At 60.3% G+C, this 18,440-nt stretch carries 8 protein-coding genes; 1 reads left to right on the top strand and 7 read right to left on the bottom strand.

Features of this window, described 5'->3' with window-relative positions:
• Positions 1–127 precede the first annotated feature (127 nt).
• The gene (locus ABHF91_RS05230; RefSeq protein ID WP_409422413.1) at positions 128–931 is read right to left on the bottom strand and encodes a class II glutamine amidotransferase; all 804 of its coding nucleotides are present in this window, start codon (positions 929–931) and stop codon (positions 128–130) included.
• Between the two features lie 10 nt (positions 932–941).
• Entirely contained in the window at positions 942–1,523 is a 582-nt protein-coding gene (gene lpcA / locus ABHF91_RS05225) for a D-sedoheptulose 7-phosphate isomerase (protein ID WP_409422412.1), read from the bottom strand.
• Positions 1,524–1,763: 240 nt separating this feature from the next.
• On the opposite strand from lpcA, the gene ABHF91_RS05220 reads away from it, so the two are divergent.
• Positions 1,764–3,281, top strand: a complete 1,518-nt coding sequence (locus tag ABHF91_RS05220) for an HD domain-containing phosphohydrolase (protein WP_409422411.1) — start codon at positions 1,764–1,766, stop codon at positions 3,279–3,281.
• Positions 3,282–3,350: 69 nt separating this feature from the next.
• Here ABHF91_RS05220 and ABHF91_RS05215 read toward each other — a convergent pair whose 3' ends face one another.
• The 5 genes from ABHF91_RS05215 to ABHF91_RS05195 all read right to left on the bottom strand — a co-directional run bounded on the left by ABHF91_RS05215 (position 3,351) and on the right by ABHF91_RS05195 (position 18,439).
• A complete protein-coding gene (locus tag ABHF91_RS05215) occupies positions 3,351–4,055 on the bottom strand; it encodes an SIMPL domain-containing protein (protein ID WP_409422410.1) in 705 nt (234 codons plus the stop codon).
• An 18-nt stretch (positions 4,056–4,073) separates the two neighbouring features.
• The gene (locus ABHF91_RS05210) at positions 4,074–4,574 is read right to left on the bottom strand and encodes a hypothetical protein (RefSeq protein ID WP_409422409.1); all 501 of its coding nucleotides are present in this window, start codon (positions 4,572–4,574) and stop codon (positions 4,074–4,076) included.
• A gap of 108 nt (positions 4,575–4,682) precedes the next feature.
• A complete protein-coding gene (locus ABHF91_RS05205) occupies positions 4,683–5,252 on the bottom strand; it encodes a hypothetical protein (RefSeq protein WP_409422408.1) in 570 nt (189 codons plus the stop codon).
• Positions 5,253–5,300: 48 nt separating this feature from the next.
• Positions 5,301–16,304, bottom strand: coding sequence for a retention module-containing protein (locus tag ABHF91_RS05200; protein WP_409422407.1), 11,004 nt, complete (start codon positions 16,302–16,304; stop codon positions 5,301–5,303).
• Between the two features lie 212 nt (positions 16,305–16,516).
• Complete coding sequence (locus tag ABHF91_RS05195) at positions 16,517–18,439, bottom strand: EAL domain-containing protein (RefSeq protein ID WP_409422406.1); 1,923 nt, start codon at positions 18,437–18,439, stop codon at positions 16,517–16,519.
• Position 18,440 lies beyond the last annotated feature (1 nt).

Raw genomic sequence — 18,440 nt, 5'->3', positions numbered from 1 at the left:
GTTCCGTCAGCACCGCACTGCCAAACTAAAAAGGAGCCTCACAGGCTCCTTTTTTATTGGACCGCTTAACGGCGCATGGTCGTGCTAACCAGACAACCGGCTCCTGCCACAGCGCCCGGCTGCACCGCTAGGTCGGTGACAGGGGCGGCAGCGACACCTGGGACTGGGCTACCCGCTCTCCCCACAAGAAGAGGTTGCATTCACCCCGCGCCATCTTGTGCCAGGCCTCATCCCGGGTCAGCGGTTGGGTCGCCACCACGGTCACCACGTCGTTGGGGGTGGTCTCCTGCTGGAAATCGATGGCCACATCCTCGTCCAGCAATTGGGCCTGACCGAAGGGCGCCCGCCGGGTGATCCAGTGCAGCTGGGTGCTGCAGAAGCTGCAGACATACTCGCCATCGCTCAGCAGCATGTTGAAGACCCCCATGCCGGCCAACTCCCCGGCCCAGCGCGCGATATCGGCAAAGGCCGCCAAGGGATCCGCCGGTCGCTTGGGATATTTGGTCGCCATCTGGGCCAGCAGCCAGCAAAACGCCCGCTCGCTGTCGGTGCTGCCCACCGGCTCGAAACGCCCTGTGTCCAGCGTCTCAAAGCCGGTCAGCTGACCATTGTGGGCGAAGGTCCAGTAGCGCCCCCACAGCTCCCGGGTAAAGGGATGGGTATTCTCCAGGCACACCCCACCCCGATTGGCCTGACGAATATGACTGACCACTGCCTGGCTCTTGATGGGATACTCCTGCACCAGACGGGCGATGCGGGACTGGGCACTGGGCATGGGATCCTTAAAGGTCCGACAGCCCAGGCCTTCGTAGAAGGTGATGCCCCAACCGTCGCTGTGCGGGCCGGTCCGCCCGCCCCGCTGCATCAGGCCGGTAAAACTAAAGCAGATATCGGTAGGCACATTGGCACTCATGCCCAGCAGTTCACACATGGCGGATCCCTCAGTTGACGGCCATTTCTTTTTCAATCAGCTGGATCAGGATGTGGATGATCTTGATATGCACCTCCTGGATCCGATCGGCATAGCCAAAGTGCGGCACCCGGATCTCGATATCCGCCACGCCGGCCATCTTGCCGCCGTCCTTGCCGGTCAGGGCGATGGTCTGCATGCCCTTGGCCTTGGCGGCCGCCATGGCATTCAGGATATTGCCCGAATTGCCGCTGGTGGAGATGCCGAGCAGCACATCGCCAGAGCGCCCCACCGCCTCCACATAGCGGGAGAAGACATGGTCATAACCAAAGTCATTCGACACACATGACAGGTGGCAGGGATCCGAGATGGCGATGCCAGCATAGCCGGGCCGATTCTCCCGATAGCGCCCGGTCAGCTCCTCGGCAAAATGCATGGCGTCACAATGGGAGCCCCCGTTGCCGCAGGAGAGCACCTTGCCATCCTGTTTGAATGAATCGGCGATCAAGCGTGCCGCCTGCTCGATCTTCTGCAGATTTTCCGCCTGGCCCATGAAGGCATTCAATACCCGGGCGGCCTCGGCCAATTCATCGTGGATCAGGGATTGGTACATGAGATGTCCTTAAGCGATTCAATGTGCTAGCTTGACTATGCTTTTGTATAGATCGCACCATGCGCTATGGGCGATGTCCGGCAACGGCTGCCACAATCTACCTTGGTCGACCCTGCAGAAACAAGCGTGATGGATCCTCGCCCCAGTGCACAGAATTGGGATCCCAACCCTGCAGCCGGCGCCAGATTGGATACTATTAGCTTCAGGCCATCTTGTTAAAAATATGTAGGAATGACGGGTATGGATGACGATATTCTGATCATCGACGACGACACCGAGCAGCAACTCGAGCACAAAGATGGCTGGAAAGTGCTGGTGGTGGACGATGAGCCCGAAGTGCACCGCATCACCAAGATCACCCTCGCCCAATTTCAGTTCGACAATAAACCCATCGAGTTTCTGCATGCCTATTCCGGCGAAGAAGCCCAGGCCATCATGGCGAGCGAACCCGATGTCGCCCTGATCCTGCTGGATGTGGTGATGGAGACCGACTCTTCAGGCCTGGATGTGGTGCGCTATGTACGCGATACCCTAGAAAATCGACGGGTGCGTATCGTGCTGCGCACCGGCCAGCCGGGACAGGCGCCGGAAGATGATGTGGTGGCCAACTACGACATCAACGACTACAAGGACAAGACGGAGCTTACCTCCCAGAAATTGCGCACCCTGATCCGCGCCAGCCTGCGCTCTTACCGGGACATCTGCGCCCTGGATCGCAACCGCAAGGGGCTGGAAAAGGTCATCGAAGCCTCCAAGGGCATCTTCGAAAAGCAGGCGCTGCGCACCTTCGTCGAAGGGGCATTGCAACAGCTCAACGCCTTGTTGGCACTGGAAGAAACCAGTCTCTATAGCCTCAAGCGCACCGCCTACGAGATCCGCGACAGCGAGGCCCTGGCCCCCATCATCTCGGATCTGGACGGTGAGCTGGAAAACTGCCCCTCCAGCATCATTCAGCAAGCGCTGAAATTGCGGAAAAACGTCTATCATGACAACGAGCTGGTGATCTATTGCAAGAACCTGCGTCACTGCATCCTGTTTCATATTGAGGGCACCCGGCCCTTGAGCGAGGTGGATACCTACCTGCTCAATCTGTTTACCGAAAACATCATCATCGCCCTGGAGAACATCCGCCTGAACGAACTGCTGGCGGACAACCAGCGGGAGATCATCTACCGCATCGGTGAAATCGTGGAAACCCGCTCGCGGGAGTCCGGCCTGCATGTCAAGCGGGTTGCCCTCTACTGCGAGCTGTTTGGCCGCTTGCTGGGATTGTCCGAGGAACAGAGCGAGATGCTCAAACGAGCCTCACCTCTGCATGACATCGGCAAGATTGGCATCCCAGACGCCATACTGCACAAGCCCGGCAAGCTGGAGCCAGATGAGTGGAGCGTGATGAAACAACATGCCCAGATCGGCTATGACATGCTGCGGGGTTCCGACATTCCCATGTTCCAGGTGGGCGCCCTCATCGCCCTCAACCACCATGAGAAATGGGATGGCAGCGGCTATCCCCGCGGGCTCAAGGGTGAGGACATACCGCTGGAGGGACGCATCACCGCCCTCGTGGACGTGTTTGACGCCTTGGGCTCGGATCGCTGCTACAAGAAGGCCTGGCCACTGGAGAAAATCCTGCAGCTGATCGAGGCAGAGAATGGCCGTCACTTCGACCCCAGCCTGGTGGCCCTGATGCTGGCCAATCTGGATGAGTTCCTTGCCATTCGCGATCAATACAAGGATGAATTTCAGGGCGATTCATAGATCCGAACCGCATCGGTGACACCCATAAGAAAGGCCGCATACGCGGCCTTTCTCCTTGCTGGCTCAGGATCAATCCAAGTTGTAGATCACCTCGACATTATCCCGGAACACCACGGGCTCCGGCAGATAGCTGGCCTGGGCATCGGCGGCCGTGTTGATCGCCATCTTCTGCAGGAAGACGGGGGACGGTCGCTCATCGTTCTGGTAGGAGAGGGCGTACAGGCTGCCCAGTTTGGCCTCATAGGCCTTGGCCAGGCTCATGGCCTTCTGCTGAGAATCGGCGATGGCCAGGTCTCGCACCTGCTGCCGATAGTGACTATCGTCCCTCACCCCATAACGGATCTGGCTAACGGTATTGATGCCGGCCGCCAGGGCGGCATCCACCACCTGGCTGATGCGATCGAGCTGATAGAGCCGCACGTTGACTTCGCGTACTCCACGGTAGCCCAGCAACTTGCCGCCCTCCTGGTTGCGGTAATCATATTCCGGGGCAATATGCAGATTACTGGCATCGATGTCCGCCTTCTGCACGCCAAACTTTTCCAGCTGGCCCACCAGGCTGGCGACCCGGCTATCCACCCCTTCCCGCACCTTAACCGTCGTGGTCTCCCGCAACGAGACCGCAAAGGAGAGCGTCGCCATATCTGGCTCAACCCGGATCTCGGCCACGCCATTGGTGATCAGGTGTGGGCCCGCCGGGGCCTGCAACTCGGCGGCGCCGGCGCCCAGGGTCAACAGGCACAGGACAATACACAAACGGCTCCAGTGGTTCATCACTGCCTCGCAATCAGATTACAGATACAGAAGTTCGTCACCAAACAGCGGCAGGCTGTCGGGTTCGGGAGACCAAGCGGTCAATGTGACTGCATGGGAAAGATGGGATAGCGGGAGCGGGTTTTGCGCTCCGAAGAACACATCCAGCGTTTCCACGTCATCCAGCATGGTCGTCAAACTCAGGGCTTGACTGACCAGCATGTCGGCATGTGTCCCATCAGGATGGCCAAGGGCTTCGGACGCCAATGCCGCCAGGGAGCAACACTGGGTCCCGTCAGCCCGCCCAACCAGGATTTGCTGGCCGCGCAAGGCGTCGGGCGATACCAGGCTCTCAAAGACAATACGATCCTGGGCTGGCTCTACCGAGAGATACCCCAGCAGGCTCCCGTCCTCATCCTCCAGCTCCAGGTTGCTGAGCATGGGCAAGGCCAGAGACAAGCGCCCCTCGGGCCCTTGGCAATGCAGCTGTTGGCCATCCCATTCGTAACGCACACCTTCGATTTCAAGCCATTGGAACATATGGGGGATGTCACTCCAAGCTGGGTGGACACGCAACGACCACCAGTCTAATACAGGTGTCATGAATCCAACCATAACCTGGAGCAATTTTCGTCTGCGATGTCTTGATTAGAAATCGAGCCCTGGCGGCAAATCATCCAGCAAGGGAACCACAGGCGCCACATGACCATCCAGTATGGCGGCCAGATCTTGGGCCATATGCTGCTGATGATGGAACAAATCCAACTCGGGTAAACAGGGCGAGGCGTCACTGAGCATATCTTCCGCCAGCAAGACCTCCGTCTGACTCACAGACTCCCTGGGTTGATCCTCTGCCGCCAAACTCTGCCAAAGCAATAGCGGCCCCGACTCCTCTGCCAGCAAATCCTGCAGATCCCCCGGAAACTGTGCCTCGCCGCCGTCCAATAGCAATGGCTGCCCAGCCTTCCCCGCCTGACCATAGAGGATTGTTACCCCCTGCACCTCGTCCTTTTGCACGACAGGTTCAAAATGCAGTTCGCCCCGAGAAAAATCCACATCCAGATGACCCAATATCTGACCATCCGCCTCAATCTCTAGACCATCGAGGCGAGATCCTGACAGCTGACTGACAAAGCCGACTTCGGTGTGGCAGCCAATCTGTTGGCCATCCCAGTCATAGCGGACGGCATCGATCTGGATCCAGCTAAATGACGCCATCTGTTGTGCCCTCCAGGTTAGGGAGGGGGAGCTCCCCTCCCTCGACCACTAGACGATGATACTATTTTGGCTGACCAGATCGTTGAGCGGGTCATCCAGCGTTACCCCTTGCAGCACCACCTCCAGATCCGGTGCCGGCATGGGATCCGGGGTCGGATCCGGGATGCCGTTACCGTAGACCTTGATGACGGTATTAACGCCATCTGTGGATACATCCAGATAGTGATCCAGATTGCCCGTCGTCGCATTGCTATCCAGCACCTCGGCCAGATCCAGCTTGTCCTCGCCAAGATGGAAGTCTGTCACCTTGTCGGTAGATCCATCGGCATCTTCGGCCAACCACTTGAAGATGTCGGCACCGGCCCCGCCGGTCAGGATATCGCTGCCACGACCACCAATCAGAATGTCATCTCCGGCCCCCCCAACCAGAATGTCATCCTCACCGTTACCCACCAAAACCACACCCTCATCGGCATCGACCCCATCGGTCGTTGCAGCTAATGTTTCGGTAGGATCCAGCATGACGATGGTCAGCTGATCGTCGAGTCTGGAGGTATCACCATCCTGATCCGTAGCAGCCATGTCAAAGTTCAAGGCCAAATCATCCACACTGATGTTCTGGTCATAGGTGATTTCATTGACGTTGAACTTGAGCGAGCCATCATCATTATCCAGCCGCAGCTGCTCGAAACCCTCAGCCACATAGAGCACCAGAGTGCCTGCATCCTGATCATAGCTGTAGGTATTAGCCAACTGGGCATTGACCTCCACCTCCACAAACAGATCACCGCCATCCGTGGGTTTGTAGATGGGCAAGCCATCCACTACGGCCGTCGTGGTGTTGAAGTCGAAGGCCACCCCATCCAGCGACAACATCAACAGCGCGGAACCCCCACCGGCAAACTGTTGCAGGTTGAAGTTGACATAGCTCTGACTCTTGGCAAAGTCCATGCGCAGCCACTCGCCAGCCTCAATGGTTGTCGTCTTAACCCCAATACCATTATTGGAGGCGTTCACCGTCAACAATGATTCCTCACCAATCCCACCATAGATGATGAGGGACTCGTCTAGTGTGGTCACCGCGGTCGTCGGGCCAAAAGCATCGAAGTCCTCCCCAGAAACCGTCGTGGTCGAGATGACCGTATTGGAGACCATATCAAAGTTGTAGGTGCCATCCGCATTTACCGTCAGATTGAAGAACTGACTATGGCTGGGATCCGCCAGATCGCTGAAGGCATGAATGGCGGTACTGCCATCACCCCCTTCGGATACCTTGTTCACCTCAGTGGTGTAGTAGAAGCTGAACACCACCTCACTCTGCGCATCCGTCACATCCACCCGGGTCACGCCTTCTACCTCGGTGGTCGTATGGATAAAGCTGACCTCGGCTCCGGCATAGATACCTGAACTGCCCAGTACGGTCGTGATGAAATCCAGACCGTCGGCGCCAAATCCCGCCACGTACCGACCGTCAAAGTCGATGGTCGTCGCACTGGAGAGCACCGCATCCATGACAGAGTCAAACTCGGGCACGTCATCTTCCACATTGATGAGGAAGCTGCCGGCCGGGAAACCACCTACCAAGGGGTCACCATCCCCGTCCGTTGCCGTCAGCACACCGGAGAAGTCGATGCCACTGGCATTCAACAGCTCGGTGTCACTGCCATCCGGTACCGGGTGATCCAGCGGCCCCATCAGGGTGAAGGTGTAACCGCCCTCCTCGGTCACCGTCAGGGTGAATACGGTGTAGTCGGCCACGTAACCGGTCAGCACCCCGTTCACCAGGCTGTAGCTCAACTCGACGCCGCCGGAGCTCAGCTCCTGGGCATACAGGCTATTCAGCGCATCGTTCCCATCCGTCAGACCAAAGGTCCCAGGACCGTCGGCACCAAAGTCCACCAGGGCCGCCAGGGCACCGGCCTCACCCACCGCCGTGCGGCTTTGCGGTTCGTCGTCATTGCCTTCATACGGCGCAGCCGGGGTGTCGCTGGTGCTCAACGCATCCTCGTTCACCAAGCCACTCACCGTTACCGGCGTTTGCTCGGTACCGGCCAGGACCGGCACGTCATCCTGCACATCAATCACGAAGCTGCCAGCCGGGAAGCCACCCACCAAGGGGTCACCATCCCCGTCCGTCGCCGTCAGCACACCGGAGAAGTCGATGGCACTCTCGCCCAGGGTCTCGGTGTCGCTGCCATCCGTCGTCGGATGGTCCAACGGCCCCATCAGGGTGAAGGTGTAACCGCCCTCCTCGGTCACCGTCAGGGTGAATACGGTGTAGTCGGCCACATAACCGGTCAGCACCCCGTTCACCAGGCTGTAGCTCAGCGGCTCCCCGCCAGAGGTCAGCCCCTGCTCCGTCAGGCTGGTCAGCGCTTCGTTCGCCTCCGTCAGACCAAAGGTGCCAGGACCGTCGGCACCAAAGTCCACCAGGGCCGCCAGGGCACCGGCCTCACCCACCGCCGTGCGGCTTTGCGGTTCGTCGTCATTGCCTTCATACGGCGCAGCCGGGGTGTCGCTGGTGCTCAACGCATCCTCGTTCACCAAGCCACTCACCGTTACCGGCGTTTGCTCGGTACCGGCCAGGACCGGCACGTCATCCTGCACATCAATCACGAAGCTGCCAGCCGGGAAGCCACCCACCAAGGGGTCACCATCCCCGTCCGTCGCCGTCAGCACACCGGAGAAGTCGATGGCACTCTCGCCCAGGGTCTCGGTGTCGCTGCCATCCGTCGTCGGATGGTCCAACGGCCCCATCAGGGTGAAGGTGTAACCGCCCTCCTCGGTCACCGTCAGGGTGAATACGGTGTAGTCGGCCACATAACCGGTCAGCACCCCGTTCACCAGGCTGTAGCTCAGCGGCTCCCCGCCAGAGGTCAGCCCCTGCTCCGTCAGGCTGGTCAGCGCTTCGTTCGCCTCCGTCAGACCAAAGGTGCCAGGACCGTCGGCACCAAAGTCCACCAGGGCCGCCAGGGCACCGGCCTCACCCACCGCCGTGCGGCTTTGCGGTTCGTCGTCATTGCCTTCATACGGCGCAGCCGGGGTGTCGCTGGTGCTCAACGCATCCTCGTTCACCAAGCCACTCACCGTTACCGGCGTTTGCTCGGTACCGGCCAGGACCGGCACGTCATCCTGCACATCAATCACGAAGCTGCCAGCCGGGAAGCCACCCACCAAGGGGTCACCATCCCCGTCCGTCGCCGTCAGCACACCGGAGAAGTCGATGGCACTCTCGCCCAGGGTCTCGGTGTCGCTGCCATCCGTCGTCGGATGGTCCAACGGCCCCATCAGGGTGAAGGTGTAACCGCCCTCCTCGGTCACCGTCAGGGTGAATACGGTGTAGTCGGCCACATAACCGGTCAGCACCCCGTTCACCAGGCTGTAGCTCAGCGGCTCCCCGCCAGAGGTCAGCCCCTGCTCCGTCAGGCTGGTCAGCGCTTCGTTCGCCTCCGTCAGACCAAAGGTGCCAGGACCGTCGGCACCAAAGTCCACCAGGGCCGCCAGGGCACCGGCCTCACCCACCGCCGTGCGGCTTTGCGGTTCGTCGTCATTGCCTTCATACGGCGCAGCCGGGGTGTCGCTGGTGCTCAACGCATCCTCGTTCACCAAGCCACTCACCGTTACCGGCGTTTGCTCGGTACCGGCCAGGACCGGCACGTCATCCTGCACATCAATCACGAAGCTGCCAGCCGGGAAGCCACCCACCAAGGGGTCACCATCCCCGTCCGTCGCCGTCAGCACACCGGAGAAGTCGATGGCACTCTCGCCCAGGGTCTCGGTGTCGCTGCCATCCGTCGTCGGATGGTCCAACGGCCCCATCAGGGTGAAGGTGTAACCGCCCTCCTCGGTCACCGTCAGGGTGAATACGGTGTAGTCGGCCACATAACCGGTCAGCACCCCGTTCACCAGGCTGTAGCTCAGCGGCTCCCCGCCAGAGGTCAGCCCCTGCTCCGTCAGGCTGGTCAGCGCTTCGTTCGCCTCCGTCAGACCAAAGGTGCCAGGACCGTCGGCACCAAAGTCCACCAGGGCCGCCAGGGCACCGGCCTCACCCACCGCCGTGCGGCTTTGCGGTTCGTCGTCATTGCCTTCATACGGCGCAGCCGGGGTGTCGCTGGTGCTCAACGCATCCTCGTTCACCAAGCCACTCACCGTTACCGGCGTTTGCTCGGTACCGGCCAGGACCGGCACGTCATCCTGCACATCAATCACGAAGCTGCCAGCCGGGAAGCCACCCACCAAGGGGTCACCATCCCCGTCCGTCGCCGTCAGCACACCGGAGAAGTCGATGGCACTCTCGCCCAGGGTCTCGGTGTCGCTGCCATCCGTCGTCGGATGGTCCAACGGCCCCATCAGGGTGAAGGTGTAACCGCCCTCCTCGGTCACCGTCAGGGTGAATACGGTGTAGTCGGCCACATAACCGGTCAGCACCCCGTTCACCAGGCTGTAGCTCAGCGGCTCCCCGCCAGAGGTCAGCCCCTGCTCCGTCAGGCTGGTCAGCGCTTCGTTCGCCTCCGTCAGACCAAAGGTGCCAGGACCGTCGGCACCAAAGTCCACCAGGGCCGCCAGGGCACCGGCCTCACCCACCGCCGTGCGGCTTTGCGGTTCGTCGTCATTGCCTTCATACGGCGCAGCCGGGGTGTCGCTGGTGCTCAGCGCATCCTCGTTCACCAGGCCACTCACCGTCACCGGCGTTTGCTCGGTACCGGCCAGGACCGGCACGTCATCCTGCACATCAATCACGAAGCTGCCAGCCGGGAAACCACCCACCAAGGGGTCACCATCCCCGTCCGTCGCCGTCAGCACACCGGAGAAGTCGATGGCACTCTCGCCCAGGGTTTCGCCGTCGTTGCCATCCGTCGTCGGATGGTCCAACGGGCCCAGCAGGGTGAAGGTGTAACCGCCCTCCTCGGTCACCGTCAGGGTGAATACGGTGTAGTCGGCCACGTAACCGGTCAGCACCCCGTTCACCAGGCTGTAGCTCAGCGGCTCTCCGCCAGAGGTCAGCCCCTGCTCCGTCAGGCTGGTCAGCGCATCGTTCCCATCCGTCAGACCAAAGGTGCCAGGACCGTCGGCACCAAAGTCCACCAGGGCCGCCAGGGCTCCGGCCTCACCCACCGCCGTGCGGCTTTGCGGTTCGTCGTCATTGCCTTCATACGGCGCAGCCGGGGTGTCGCTGGTGCTCAGCGCATCCTCGTTCACCAGGCCACTCACCGTCACCGGCGTTTGCTCGGTACCGGCCAGGACCGGCACGTCATCCTGCACATCAATCACGAAGCTGCCAGCCGGGAAGCCACCCACCAAGGGGTCACCATCCCCGTCCGTCGCCGTCAGCACACCGGAGAAGTCGATGGCACTCTCGCCCAGGGTCTCGGTGTCGCTGCCATCCGTCGTCGGATGGTCCAACGGCCCCATCAGGGTGAAGGTGTAACCGCCCTCCTCGGTCACCGTCAGGGTGAATACGGTGTAGTCGGCCACGTAACCGGTCAGCACCCCGTTCACCAGGCTGTAGCTCAACTCGACGCCGCCGGAGCTCAGCTCCTGGGCATACAGGCTATTCAGCGCATCGTTCCCATCCGTCAGACCAAAGGTGCCAGGACCGTCGGCACCAAAGTCCACCAGGGCCGCCAGGGCTCCGGCCTCACCCACCGCCGTGCGGCTTTGCGGTTCGTCGTCATTGCCTTCATACGGCGCAGCCGGGGTGTCGCTGGTGCTCAGCGCATCCTCGTTCACCAGGCCACTCACCGTCACCGGCGTTTGCTCGGTACCGGCCAGGACCGGCACGTCATCCTGCACATCAATCACGAAGCTGCCAGCCGGGAAGCCACCCACCAAGGGGTCACCATCCCCGTCCGTCGCCGTCAGCACACCGGAGAAGTCGATGGCACTCTCGCCCAGGGTCTCGGTGTCGCTGCCATCCGTCGTCGGATGGTCCAACGGCCCCATCAGGGTGAAGGTGTAACCGCCCTCCTCGGTCACCGTCAGGGTGAATACGGTGTAGTCGGCCACGTAACCGGTCAGCACCCCGTTCACCAGGCTGTAGCTCAACTCGACGCCGCCGGAGCTCAGCTCCTGGGCATACAGGCTATTCAGCGCATCGTTCCCATCCGTCAGACCAAAGGTCCCAGGACCGTCCGCACCAAAGTCCACCAGGGCCGCCAGGGCACCGGCCTCACCCACCGCCGTGCGGCTTTGCGGTTCGTCGTCATTGCCTTCATACGGCGCAGCCGGGGTGTCGCTGGTGCTCAGCGCATCCTCGTTCACCAAGCCACTCACCGTCACCGGCGCTTGCTCGGTGCCGGCCAGGACCGGCACGTCATCCTGCACATCCACATTCAGGGTCACGTTGTCACTGACCTGATCGCCATCGCCATCTTCAACCGTCACGGCAAGCTCGATGCTAAAAGCATCCAACGCCCAGTTTTCCCCACCACCAGCCTCATGAATGACATTATCCAGCAGGATGAAGTCATACTCGCCACTGGCGGCGTCCACCACCAACTGCCACTGTGGTGTGGTGATGGTGATATGGCCTTCACTATCCGGGATATACACATCGCCGGCGTAGCTGAGGCTCACCACCTTATTGGCTCCCGCCCCGTCAGCGCCAAAGGCGAAATTGTCCGCCAGGCTGCCGTGGGCGATATGCCCATTGACCGAGCCGTCCTCGTTATTGCCGACCGCATTGGCGTTGTTGAGGTCGTCCTCCTCCACCGCCAGGTGATCAGCGGCGATCGTCAGATACGGCACATCATCCAGCACCTGGACATCCAGGCTGGCACTGGTGGTGCTGTCGTTGTCATCCACCAACACCACGGCAAAGCTTTCCCCCAGCACCGCATCGTTGGCCGGTTGGGTGTGGTACTCGTTATCCAGCAGGGTGTAGGCATAGCTGATGGTGCCGGTACCCGTGTCGGCGTCGAAGCTGATGGCGGTAATGCTCAGACTGTTGCCCAGCGGGCTGGGCACGGCCTGCGGCAGGCCCACCACCACACCGTCGGCAATCAGTACCACGCCGGCCACGCTCAGGCTCTTCACCCCATCCGGGGCGCTGATGTCGAAGCTGCCGGTCTGGGTCAGCGCCGCCGCATTGGGGCTGCTGCCATCGGCCAGGTTGGCGTCGCTCACCACCACCTCGGCCCCCTCACCGGACAGACCGTTGATGATGACACCGTCATCGGCGCCGTTGACCGTGATGGTCAGGGTCGCAGTACTGGTATCCCCATCGCCATCTGTGATGGTGTAGCTGAAGTCTTGGCTCAAGCTTTCGCCCGGCACCAGGCTCTGTACCTGGGTGGCGGCGTTATCCAAGACGAAGCTGTAACTGCCATCGGCATTCAGTGTGAGGGTACCAAAGCTCCCCACTATGGGTTGCCCAAGGTCGCCACCTTGGATGGAGGTGACAGTGGCACCATCGGCACCCTGGGTGTCATTACTCAGCAGGTTGCCATTGGCCGTGGTGGGGCCATCTTCCGTCACACTGGCACTGTCGTCTTGCGCGGTGGGCACATCATCCAGCACCTGGGCGTTAAAGGTCTGGCTGTAGGTGGTGCCGCTTTGATCCACCAGTACCAATTCAAACGGATCGGATACCGACAGATCCTGATCCGGTTGGCTGTGGAACTCGTTATCTATCAAGGTATAGCTGTAGCTGAAGCTACCCAGCCCAGTGTCAGGATCAAAACTGATGGCCGTTATCACGGCGGCATTACCCAACTGGCTGGGGATGCTCACCGGAACAGATACCGGCTGATTGTTGTCGATCAGGGTGACACCGCCCAACATCAGGCTGCTAACCCCATCACTGGCATTGAACACGAAGGTACCGGTGCGGGTCAGGGCATCTGCATCGGGTGAACTGCCATCGGGCAAGTTGGCATCACTCAGGCTGTTGAAACCAAAGGGGGTGATCACCACGATACCGTCATCGGCGCCGTTCACCGTGATAGTCAGCGTCGCAGTACTGGTATCCCCATCGCCATCTGTGATGGTGTAGCTGAAGTCTTGGCTCAAGCTCTCACCCGGCACTAGGCTCTGCACCTGGGTGGCTGCGTTATCCAGCACAAAGCTGTAACTGCCATCGGCATTCACCGTGAGGGTACCAAAGCTCCCCACTATGGGTTGCCCAAGGTCGCCACCTTGGATGGCGGTGACAGTGGCACCATCGGCACCCTGGGTGTCATTACTCAGCAGGTTGCCATTGGCCGTGGTGGGGCCATCTTCCGTCACACTGGCGCTGTCGTTCTGGGCACTGGGCACATCATCCAGTACCTGGACATCCAGGCTGGCACTGGTGGTGCTGTCGTTGTCATCCACCAACACCACGGCAAAGCTTTCCCCCAGCACCGCATCGTTGGCCGGTTGGGTGTGGTACTCGTTATCCAGCAGGGTGTAGGCATAGCTGATGGTGCCGGTACCCGTGTCGGCGTCGAAGCTGATGGCGGTAATGCTCAGACTGTTGCCCAGCGGGCTGGGCACGGCCTGCGGCAGGCCCACCACCACACCGTCGGCAATCAGTACCACGCCGGCCACGCTCAGGCTCTTCACCCCATCCGGGGCGCTGATGTCGAAGCTGCCGGTCTGGGTCAGCGCCGCCGCATTGGGGCTGCTGCCATCGGCCAGGTTGGCGTCGCTCACCACCACCTCGGCCCCCTCACCGGACAGACCGTTGATGATGACACCGTCATCGGCGCCGTTGACCGTGATGGTCAGGGTCGCAGTACTGGTATCCCCATCGCCATCTGTGATGGTGTAGCTGAAGTCTTGGCTCAAGCTTTCGCCCGGCACTAGGCTCTGCACCTGGGTGGCTGCGTTATCCAGCACAAAACTGTAACTGCCATCGGCATTCACCGTGAGGGTACCAAAGCTCCCCACTATGGGTTGTCCAAGGTCGCCACCTTGGATGGCGGTGACAGTGGCACCATCGGCACCCTGGGTATCATTGGTCAGTAGGTTGCCGCTGGCCGTGGTGGGGCCATCTTCCGTCACACTGGCGCTGTCGTTCTGGGCACTGGGCACATCATCCAGTACCTGGACATCCAGGCTGGCACTGGTGGTGCTGTCGTTGTCATCCACCAACACCACGGCAAAGCTTTCCCCCAGCACCGCATCGTTGGCCGGTTGGGTGTGGTACTCGTTATCCAACAGGGTGTAGGCGTAGCTGATGGTGCCGGTACCCGTGTCGGCGTCGAAGCTGATGGCGGTAATGCTCAGACTGTTGCCCAGCGGGCTGGGCACGGCCTGCGGCAGGCCCACCACCACACCGTCGGCAATCAGTACCACGCCGGCCACGCTCAGGCTCTTCACCCCATCAGGGGCGCTGATGTCGAAGCTGCCGGTCTGGGTCAGCGCCGCCGCATTGGGGCTGCTGCCATCGGCCAGGTTGGCGTCGCTCACCACCACCTCGGCCCCCCCACCGGACAGACCGTTGATGGTGACACCGTCATCGGCGCCGTTCACCGTGATGGTCAAAGTGGCCGTGCTGGTGTCCCCATCGCCATCTGTGATGGTGTAGCTGAAGTCTTGGCTCAGGCTTTCGCCCGGCACCAGGCTCTGTACCTGGGTGGCGGCGTTATCCAGCACGAAGCTGTAACTGCCATCGGCATTCAGTGTGAGGGTACCAAAGCTCCCCACTATGGGTTGCCCAAGGTCGCCACCTTGGATGGCGGTGACAGTGGCACCATCGGCACCCTGGGTGTCATTACTCAGCAGGTTGCCATTGGCCGTGGTGGTACCATCTTCGCTGACGATGCCGCTATCGGCATTGGCCTGGGGTGCATCGTCCAAGATCGTGAGCACCAGAGGTGCCGAGACGGTATCGCCATTGCTGTCTTGGGCGGTCAGGCTCAGCGCCAGGCTCAGACCATCCTCGCCGGCAAGGTGATCCAATGGACCATCCAGATCGGCAACATAGCTAGTACCATCGGCAGACAGCGTAATGGTCAAGACCACCTGACCATCGGCGCTACCGGTCAGGATCAGGCCATCATCACTGAGGCTCCAGACAATAGGCACCCCACCTGATGTCAGATCTGTCGGTTGCTGCCCCACCGCGGAGAAGAAGACGCTGCCAGGCGCATCGGTCGAAAAGTCCACCGTGATATCGCCAGTTATCTGGCTGGCTGCCTGACCTGCCTGACTACCATCACTGAGATCCGTATCTGCATCGGGAGTGGTATCCAGCACAGCTTCATCCAGCGAGCCAGGAGCAACCGACAGGGTGGGTATGCTGTTTTCCGATGCCAGCAGGGCGGTGGGATCTTCCACCCCCGTGAGCGGCGTACTTTGATAGCTGGTATCAAAGCCCGCCTGGGCGATGGTGGCATCACCAACCCGGTCCACCACCACGAAACCGCCATTACCGCTAGCCCCCGCCACGCCGGCACCACCGGCAGCCGGAGCCGCCCCACCGGCGGCGGTGGCTTCTAATACCAGGGTTGGATCTTGCCCCTGCAAGATGGCCTGTTGCAGCGCGGCGATCTCATCCGGCGTCTTACCGGCCGCCGTGGCTTGCAGCGCCCCCTCCTGACCAGACAGGATGGCTTGCTGCAAGGCCGCAATTTCTGCCGCTGTGCCTTCGCCAGGCTGGGCGGCTAACTGGGTTGGTTGTGGTTCGGTCGGCTCAAGGCTGGGCTCCATGCCCAAATGGCTATTGGCATCGGTCACCAACAACATCCCTGGCTGTAACAGCTCGCCCTCCTGCACCAGGTGAGTTGAACCGTCCGGAGCAATCACTCGGACCTGGCCACTGACATTAAGGGCCTGCATGGGAGCGGCGATGAATTGGTAGTTGAGCAAGGCATTGCCAGTCTGAATGCTCTGGCTGTTGAGGCTCTGGTCTGTTGCCTGTGCCATGATGTCCGCCGGCTGACCAGCCCCATCCGACGCGACGGGATCAAACATCAGGCGGCTACTCTCTTCACTGACCACCAGGGCACCCGGTTTGAGTATTTCGCCTTCTTGTAGCAGATGGGTGGAGCCGTCAGGCTCAATGACCCTGGCCATACCGTTGACACTGACCACAGACACAGCGTTTTCGATTTGTTGGTAACGCATAGGACACCTCCACCCATCCCATGGGGCTTTCCTAAAGCCTAGAGGGGAAGCACGTCATATTCCGTTACAAAATTTTCACATTCTTAACCGTTTTTTTGTTCAATCCATGCATGGAAACTGAGGATCCGGTGGAGATTAGCCAAGGCCACCGAGAATCAACGCCGTACGAGTCTTAATTAACAACAACGCCAGGCAAGCCTGGCGTTGTTGCGTCACGAAAAGTCGTGAGGGGGAGAGATATATCCCTGATAACCGTCCACGAACAGATCGGCGAGGGCCTTGACCTGGGCTTCGTCCTCCACCCGTGTGGCGATGGTCACGACCCCGGCATTGTGCGCTGCACGACACACGGCCGACAGGAAAGCCTGATCCCCCTCATCCTTCAACACCATACCTGTGTAGCCATGGTCCACCTTCACGTATCCAGGCATCAGCGACTCCAGATAACCCAGCGATTGAAAGTACCGGCCATACTGATCGACCCCCCAGGTAAACTGACGGGCCTTGATCAGCGCCACCAGTTTATCCACACTCTTTCTCGCGTAGACGATGGCCGTCTCGGGCATTTCAAACAGCACTCGCCCCGCCAGATGCTCATGCTGGAGCATGTAATCTGCCAACCAGAGATGGAATGCATCGGACGTGATCGACCCCATGGTCAGGTTTACGGCCAAACGCATCTCCGGATGTCGATGCATGCTGGGTGCCACCGCCTGAAGAACGGCCTTATCAAATTCAGCGCCCAATTTGAACTGCTCCACCGCCGGCATAAACTGCCCAGCCATGAACTCCTGATCATCCTGATGGATGGTGGCAAACAGCTCCTCATGGTGCGCCTGTCCCGTCTCGAGCAGGATGGCCGGCTGGGATTTGAAGTGCAGATTGCCCTGCTGCAAGGCCCGGGTGATGATTTCCTTCCAGGCAATCCGCCCCAAGGTGTCACGGGAGGCTTGCTCCAGCACGACGGCGCCCAACCGTTCGGTGCGCGCGCGACGTAACGCATTATCCGCCTTGGTCAGCAGGCTCGACAGATCGTCCTTGTCCTCCCGTACCGTCATGCCGATGACGGAGATGGATTGATTCTGTGCGATAGGATTGACCACCAATTCGGCGATCGCCCGATTAATTTCCTCTCCGATCTCTTCGAGCTGCTGGCTCGTCACCCCCGGTAGCAGGACGGCATATTCGGTAGCGGAAATTCGCGCACAGGCCATGCCTTCGAATCGTTGCAAAGACGTCTGCAACGCCTTGGCCACGGCGGCCACCATACGATCCCGGGCGGCATACCCCTCGTCGCGATAGATGTCCTCCAGCATGTCCACCGCCAGCAGCATGATGCCACCATGTCCGGCATCGGCGATCCAACTGTTCACCTGCCCCATGAAGTAGGCGCGGTTTCCCAAGCCGGATACGGCATCCCGAAAAGCCCGCTCCCGCAGCCGCTCGGCAGCCTCGGCCTGTTCCTTGAATTGCTTGGCCAGCTTACCGGCCATGCCATTGATGGATTGGACCACCTGGCGTAGCTCTGCGGTGCGGGGCAGTGGAATGGCATGACCAAAGTGATGCTTCTCTATCTCTTTGGCCTGATGACGGATCTGCTCCAGCGGCCGCAGCAATATGTTCAGGGCCCGCATCAACAACACAGTCACCACCAAAAAGGCCACCAGGAAGGACACCAGCAAGCGACTCATGCCACGCCACAGCTCGAAATAAGCCTGACCTGGATGCCCTTCTACCTGCAACTTACCCAGTTGTAACCAGCCAGAGGTCAATACGGTTTCATAGTTGACGCTATCGAACAGATGCAGGTGGATAAACCAGTCCGGTACGTCATGAATGGTGATGGTATTTTCTTTTTCGATGTGCTGGTCACTGGCCAGTAAATCCAGTCGAATTCGACGGTAATACCCCCCGTCAAATGCCGCATTCAGCACAGACTCGGCCCCGACTTGGTCGCCCGTTTCCAGATAGGGCGTCAAGGCGAGGCCGGCGGAATTCGCCGTGCTTTCCACTGTGGTACGCAACTGCTCGGCCAGAAAGTCCCGAGTTGACTGGAACTGAACCCAATATGCCGATACGAATAGAATCGCAAACAGCCCCAGCATGGTCATCAGTAATTGTCGGTATAGGGTCATG

The sequence above is a fragment of the Pseudaeromonas aegiceratis genome (assembly GCF_046254905.1).
Lineage (GTDB): Bacteria > Pseudomonadota > Gammaproteobacteria > Enterobacterales > Aeromonadaceae > Pseudaeromonas > Pseudaeromonas aegiceratis.
The sequence above is the reverse complement of the archived record's forward strand: the minus strand, read 5'-3'. Positions and strand labels throughout refer to the sequence as shown.

What these genes read in the sequence shown, in the direction of transcription:
- ABHF91_RS05210 (WP_409422409.1), bottom strand. Translation starts at nt 4,574, where the DNA reads ATGTTCCAATGGCTTGAAATCGAAGGTGTGCGTTACGAATGGGATGGC.
- ABHF91_RS05220 (WP_409422411.1), top strand. Translation starts at nt 1,764, where the DNA reads ATGGATGACGATATTCTGATCATCGACGACGACACCGAGCAGCAACTC.
- ABHF91_RS05230 (WP_409422413.1), bottom strand. Translation starts at nt 931, where the DNA reads ATGTGTGAACTGCTGGGCATGAGTGCCAATGTGCCTACCGATATCTGC.
- lpcA (WP_409422412.1), bottom strand. Translation starts at nt 1,523, where the DNA reads ATGTACCAATCCCTGATCCACGATGAATTGGCCGAGGCCGCCCGGGTA.
- ABHF91_RS05215 (WP_409422410.1), bottom strand. Translation starts at nt 4,055, where the DNA reads ATGAACCACTGGAGCCGTTTGTGTATTGTCCTGTGCCTGTTGACCCTG.
- ABHF91_RS05200 (WP_409422407.1), bottom strand. Translation starts at nt 16,304, where the DNA reads ATGCGTTACCAACAAATCGAAAACGCTGTGTCTGTGGTCAGTGTCAAC.
- ABHF91_RS05205 (WP_409422408.1), bottom strand. Translation starts at nt 5,252, where the DNA reads ATGGCGTCATTTAGCTGGATCCAGATCGATGCCGTCCGCTATGACTGG.
- ABHF91_RS05195 (WP_409422406.1), bottom strand. Translation starts at nt 18,439, where the DNA reads ATGACCCTATACCGACAATTACTGATGACCATGCTGGGGCTGTTTGCG.